The organism is Aquicoccus porphyridii, assembly GCF_008369105.1.
Lineage (GTDB): Bacteria > Pseudomonadota > Alphaproteobacteria > Rhodobacterales > Rhodobacteraceae > Aquicoccus > Aquicoccus porphyridii.
The window spans coordinates 1-5,701 of sequence record NZ_VINQ01000040.1 but is presented as its reverse complement, the minus strand read 5'-3'; the positions used below and the strand labels follow the sequence as shown (position 1 = coordinate 5,701).

The 5,701-nt window shown below is 59.9% G+C and carries 6 protein-coding genes; 4 read left to right on the top strand and 2 right to left on the bottom strand.

Going from position 1 to position 5,701, the window contains the following annotated elements; all coding sequences use genetic code 11:
- Positions 1-73: 73 nt before the first annotated feature.
- Together FLO80_RS21525 and FLO80_RS21520 are read left to right on the top strand one after the other, a co-directional pair.
- Entirely contained in the window at positions 74-325 is a 252-nt protein-coding gene (locus tag FLO80_RS21525; protein ID WP_149187104.1) for a hypothetical protein, read from the top strand.
- 49 nt (positions 326-374) lie between these two features.
- Positions 375-611, top strand: a complete 237-nt coding sequence (locus tag FLO80_RS21520) for a hypothetical protein (RefSeq protein ID WP_146611096.1) — start codon at positions 375-377, stop codon at positions 609-611.
- A gap of 748 nt (positions 612-1,359) precedes the next feature.
- On the opposite strand, the gene FLO80_RS21510 is transcribed toward FLO80_RS21520, so the two are convergent.
- Positions 1,360-2,253 carry a LysR substrate-binding domain-containing protein gene (locus FLO80_RS21510; RefSeq protein WP_111369537.1) on the bottom strand — a complete coding sequence of 298 codons (894 nt, stop codon included), beginning with the start codon at positions 2,251-2,253 and terminating at the stop codon, positions 1,360-1,362.
- 84 nt (positions 2,254-2,337) lie between these two features.
- Between FLO80_RS21510 and FLO80_RS21505 the strand changes: the two genes are divergently transcribed.
- Positions 2,338-3,360 carry a permease gene (locus FLO80_RS21505; RefSeq protein ID WP_111369535.1) on the top strand — a complete coding sequence of 341 codons (1,023 nt, stop codon included), beginning with the start codon at positions 2,338-2,340 and terminating at the stop codon, positions 3,358-3,360.
- Positions 3,361-3,760: 400 nt separating this feature from the next.
- On the opposite strand, the gene FLO80_RS21500 is transcribed toward FLO80_RS21505, so the two are convergent.
- Entirely contained in the window at positions 3,761-4,741 is a 981-nt protein-coding gene (locus FLO80_RS21500; RefSeq protein ID WP_281287061.1) for a GlxA family transcriptional regulator, read from the bottom strand.
- 78 nt (positions 4,742-4,819) lie between these two features.
- Between FLO80_RS21500 and FLO80_RS21495 the strand changes: the two genes are divergently transcribed.
- Positions 4,820-5,617 (top strand): hypothetical protein, encoded by a 798-nt coding sequence (locus FLO80_RS21495; protein ID WP_146611095.1) that lies wholly within the window; start codon positions 4,820-4,822, stop codon positions 5,615-5,617.
- Positions 5,618-5,701 lie beyond the last annotated feature (84 nt).

The window sequence follows — 5,701 nt, the reverse complement described above, 5'->3', positions numbered from 1 at the left end:
GCGCGAGGCGGACTTTCAAATATAAATCCACGACTAAAATCTCCCGCCCTCCCTGCAAACAGAAAGGGCCAAAGTGGCAACATTTTACGCTGCCCGCAGCGGGATTATCACGCCACTTCCGTGGCTCACTTTTGCACTGCCGTTCTCAATTGGAACACCCCGATCCCTGCCAACGGTTGGTTCCGAGGTGAGATTCCAGGTGAATTACAATGCGTTAATGCATGCCATGGCCGCGCCAGACTTCGAAGTGAAACTGTTCGGCGATCCATCCATGCGACCATCACGGCGCACCCAAGGCAAGGTCGATCATTTGGCGCTGGTTTGAAAGACCTCGCTTGGTGCAACCGGCCTTAAACCGTAAAGGAAACTGAAAATTGACGAAACTCACAAAAAACAATCTATTTAAAGTGTATGACTCCAAACCCGAAACCTCGATGGATAAGACGACGCGTATCGTCAGGCAAATGGTCGACGAAGAAACGGAACAACGTGACGCCAAGAATTCCCGACTGCGCAATGCTCGCCTTGAAAGAGAAGCGAACACGCCACCTGTAACCAAAGCTTCAGCAGCGTCCAAATCGCGTCGCATCAAAGCCGCTTCGACGCCGTAGTTGAACTTCGGCGGCTTTGTTTGCGTGATGTGCTCCGCTGGGCGAGAGGCACTTCAACCAGGCTGAAATCGGCCAGGGCTGTTCCCAGAACTTCCAATCGTCCCAGCCGATCACAAGGATCCATCCATGACAAACCCAGAGCTTTCCCCGGAAAAAACCCACTACTTCTGCTAAACGGATGTTGAAACGAAGGCTGGGCGCAATAGGCAGACCGGCCTGAAATTTGCCAAGCAATTTGAATATTCCACAGCGTCTGAAGCACATCACAGAGCCGAACGAGAGGCTCTATCCAAAGATTGCGCAGGCGCCGACGCCTACATGGTCACCGAAGATCGAACCAGTGGAGAAGTCAGCGACCCAAGCTTCCCTGTAAGGCTAGGCAATGTTCCGGAGTTTGACGAATTCTAGAATCCCGGAAACAGTTGCGTGCGGCACGGAGTTCGCATGCCGCAAACGCAACAATACACTGGTTAACAGTAGCGTTGGCGGCGAGGCTCTTCCACGATCTGAGCTATGCAAACCAAAAAAGCGGTCATTGGCGCACTCGCAGAGAAAGCTCACTTTGTCCCGCATCTTACCAGTTCGCTAACCGCCCGGCAAAGGTCAGCTATCGTGGAGTCGAGTCAAGGTTCGTGGGTCCGCTCTGGGGCTGGCAGCCGTCACCCGGCGCGGTCGGGGTACCCCGAGTTGATGCGTATTCATCAATATTAGAGCGCTGCACCGCCGCAAGTCGGCTGTGAGCCCTCACCTACCGAATTTTGCATCGTGACGAACGGCTGCTTTCTGAGACGCTGACCAGAAACGCCGCGCGGATAGCTGCTTTCATAGCATCCAGCGGCCCGGCTTGGCGTGGCCTACTTGATGCCATCACCAACTTGGATGCAGGCGTGCTTTCGAAGCCGAGTGTTTCGCTCACCATCGATAGGCCCGAGTGAAGCGATGAGCGGCCCAGCAGGCCCACCGCAATCCCGGCCTCGACCGCAGCGATCACGCCGGAAACGCTTTGGCTGGAATAGACGATGCGGTATGGCTTTCCGCGGGCTTTCAAGGAAGTGATCGCCGCGTCGCGCCACCAGCAAGCGTGATCGAACAAGGCGACTGGCAGGCTTTCATCAGCTGGGAAATTTCGATGGGCAGACGATACCCAGCACGTTGGGTCTTCAAACAGCATTTCTTCATGACTCGATGGGCGTGCCACCTCATAAATCGCGAGATCCAGCAGTCCCTTTTCGAGCGCCTTGGGAAAATCCGCGCTTAAGGCGCAGGTCACCTCCAGTTCGACCTTTGGATGGTGGCGGGTGAAAGCCGCGACAATCTCCGACAGTTTGGCCCGTCCATGATCATCGGGAATGCCTACACAGAGTTTGCCGGTTACAGCATTTTGGGAAATGTCGCGCAGCACCGCGTCGAGGCGTGCCGTCACCTCCTGTGCAACGGGCAACAGCCGACGTCCCGTGTCGCTCAGGACCACGCCTCGCCCGTGCCGTTCGAAGACAGGTTGGCCAAGGGTGGCTTCAAGGCGCTTGATCTGAAGACTGGTAGCGGATTGTGATCGGTAGATGCGCGCCGCACCGTCCGTTACGCTACCTGCTTCAGCCACGGCGACAAAGGTGCGCAGCAAATCGCTGTCCAAGTTTTCCATCTGTTTTCGCAATATCAGAAATTGGAACTATTCGTTTTACATATGCTGTGCCAACCCTATTTTTCAAGGTCAAAGGAGTTTCCTATGACCGGTCAGGCAGTTGCCCGCCGACAATCAATTCGAAAATCTATGGTCTGGGGCATATGCCTCATCCTCCTGCTAGGTATCGGTCTTGCATGGCCGGAACACACTGCAAATGCTGCCAAGTTTGTTGCCTGGGGTTTGATTGACGTCGCACCCATCGTCATTCCGGGCATCCTTCTGGCAGCATGGATTATTGCCAGCAGCGCGGATGCACTCATAGCAGGTGCGTTCGAAGGTCGAACGCTGAGAACGGTGGTGGCCGCATCACTAATCGGAGCCATCACGCCTGTCTGTGGCGTTTCCGTGCTGCCTTTGATGGCCGGGCTCTTGGCGGCGGGTGTGCCGTTGGCGCCGATCATGGCATTCTGGTTGTCATCCCCGATCACTGACCCGGCCATGCTCGCGACAACAGCCGCGACTCTTGGGTTGAGCTTTGCGATCGGCAAAACGATCGCGGCCTTCGGATTGGGTTTGTTCGGCGGTGTGATCACCGGACTGTTTACCAAGGCACCATGGGCGTTGAACGCGCTGCGTGACAACGGTCTGACGCGCCAACTGAGCGCCACGCGCTGTGGTGCGGCTCAGACTTTCGACCCGAAGGTTTGGGGGACCGAGGAGCGTCGGCGATCCTTCAACACTCAATTCAGGGCGACCATGCGCCTCATCCTGATCTGCCTGATCCCTGCCTTCACCGCCGAATACGCCTTGAACGCCGCACTGACCCCAGGGGCGCTTGCTGCATATGTTGGCGAGGATCAATGGTGGGCCATACCTGCCGCCGTCTTTGTCGGTGCTCCGGCCTATATTGACGGATATGCCGCGCTGCCACTTACGCGCGGCCTGATTGACAACGGCATGTCCGAAGGCGCTGCTATGGCTTTTTTGATCTCGGGTGGGGTGGTCAGTATTTGGGGCGCGATGGCTATTGCTCCGGTTCTCAAATTGAAGCCATTCCTACTTTATCTACTGCTCGCGGTTCTGGGGTCGCTCGCGGCGGGGTATGTTTTTGGGTGGGCCGCCTGAGTTTCGATAGTGCAATGGAAGCAAACATAGGTTCAAAGGCAGAAAAGTCCCGCAGACTGTGAGTTCGCTACAACTGAGATTTTGCGCTTTCAGCGAACGACGGCTATGCAGGCTGACCACAGCATCATGGATGATAGGGCGAAGGTCTGGAATGGGCCGCAAGCGATGTGGGGGCCTCCTACGCTCCGGAGGTCCACGTGCTGCACTGCCGCAAGGCGGCTGTGAGCCATACTTCCGGATGCTGCGGCATGGATAAATGATGGCTTCGACGGTCGCACGTCTGCCCAAGCACGGTGTCTCATTTGGCTCTTGGCTTGCCCATCGGCGCGTTGCGGAAAGCGGAGACGGGCCTTCTGGGATGGCCAGATCGTTTTGCGTTTCCGTCCTACGAGGGTTTGATCTAACGAACCACTGCTTCGTTTCCAAAAGTTGCCAGGTAATCCGCGACGTTCACGCCGTAGCGACGCTGGAAGGCGCGGCGCATGCGCTGGAGGTCGCCGAACCCGGCCTCGCGGGCGATCCGCTTGAGCGGCAATTCCGCTTCCAGAAGACCGCGGGCGTGGTCAACGCGGATCCGCTCGACAAAGCGGGCGGGGGATGTTGCGAGATGGGCCTGGAAGTGGCGCGTGAGCGTACGTCGGTTCATGCCGGCCTCCGCGGCCATGTCGTCAAGCGTCCATCGACGCGCGGGCTCGCTGATGACGGTCTCAATCAGGCGCGAGAACGCGTCCTCGCCCGCGATCTGTCCGGCCAGATGCATGGCGTACTGGCTCTGCCCGCCTGTGCGCCACAGCTGGACGACCAACTCGCGTGCGACAGTCAGTGCCGCCCGGTGACCGCCATCTTTGCGAATGATCGCGAGTGCCAAGTCGATGCCGGTCGTCACGCCTGCGGAAGTGAACACCCGCTCGCCGGACACCGCGATCCGGTCGAGGTTCCAATCAATGCGGGGGAAGCGGCGCGTGTCCGGTTCGCGCGACCAGTGTGTCGTGGCAGTGCGCCCATCGAGCACACCGGCGGCGGCCAGGACGAGCGCTCCCGAACACACCGAGATCACCCGCCCGTCGCCATCCGACGCGAGCCGCGTCCGCAGCTCGCCGAGGACGCGTTGATCCGTCAGCAGGGCGTTGACGCCCGAACCGCCAGGGACGAGAATATCCCCTTCGAAACCTTCCGTGCCAAGGGTGCCCTCGGCCCCTAACGTCAGACCGCACGACGAACGCACCGATCCGCCGTCGAGCGAAACGTAGCGCAAGTGGTACATGCGCCGGCCATGGAGGCGCGCGACGTCGAATGCCTGCGCGGGCCCGGAGACGTCAAGCGCGTTGACGTCATCAAACAGCAACACAACGACGCGGCGAGTTCTTGATGGAGTGTCCATAATTGACGCCATATTGTCCTTCGGGACACCTAATCGATCAGTATGCAGGGGGCAACGTTAAACAGCCTCCGGTCCACAATGTCCGACTCCTCACCCATCGACCCGCCCGTTCCCGCGCCATCGAACGCGAACTTCGTCGGTCTGCTCGCGGCGAACACGATCCTCACAGCCGCCATGCCCATGCTCATCATTCTTGGCGGGCTGGCTGGGCTGCTGCTCGCGCCGTCCCCCACGCTCGCGACCTTGCCGCCCTCCGTCCAGACATTCGCCGGGCTCGTTGCCACGGGTCCGCTGTCGTTGCTCATGGGTCGCTACGGCCGACGGGTCGGATTCGTCGTCGGTGGCACTCTTGCCATCGCGGGCGGGACCACCGGGGCGCTCGCCCTCGCCTGGTCGAACTTCGCGCTGCTGCTCGCTGCGCACGCCGCGCTCGGCGCTGCTCTGGCGTGCTACCTCTACTTCCGCTTCGCCGCCGCCGAGGTGGTGTCCGAGAGCTGGCAGCCGGTTGCGATCTCGCTGGTGCTGACGTCGGGGCTGATCGCGGCCTTTGTCGGGCCGCAGGTTTTCATCTGGACCAAAGACCTGTTCGCGCCGATACCCCTAGCAGGCGCCTACGCCGCGATCTGCGCAATCACGCTGGTCGGCCTGCTGCCGCTCGCCTTTGTCCGCGTGCCGTGCGTGACCGTTCAAGTGAGCCGGTCGCGCCTGGATCGCGCGGCGCTGCTCGCGATCCTGCGCCGCGGCCCCGTGCTCACGGCGGTGATTGCGGGCGCGGTGTCGCAAGGGATCATGGTGCTGCTGATGGCACCTACCCCTGTCAATCGGCATCCAAAGCTGACCCCCTATCGGCATTCAAAATTGACCCCTTTGAGCTGAGCAGGCCCGGCGCTGCGTAGCCCTCACATAGCGCAGCGGCGGCGGGCCTGCGGGGGTCCGGGTTGGCGCTATGCGCGGTTCTTG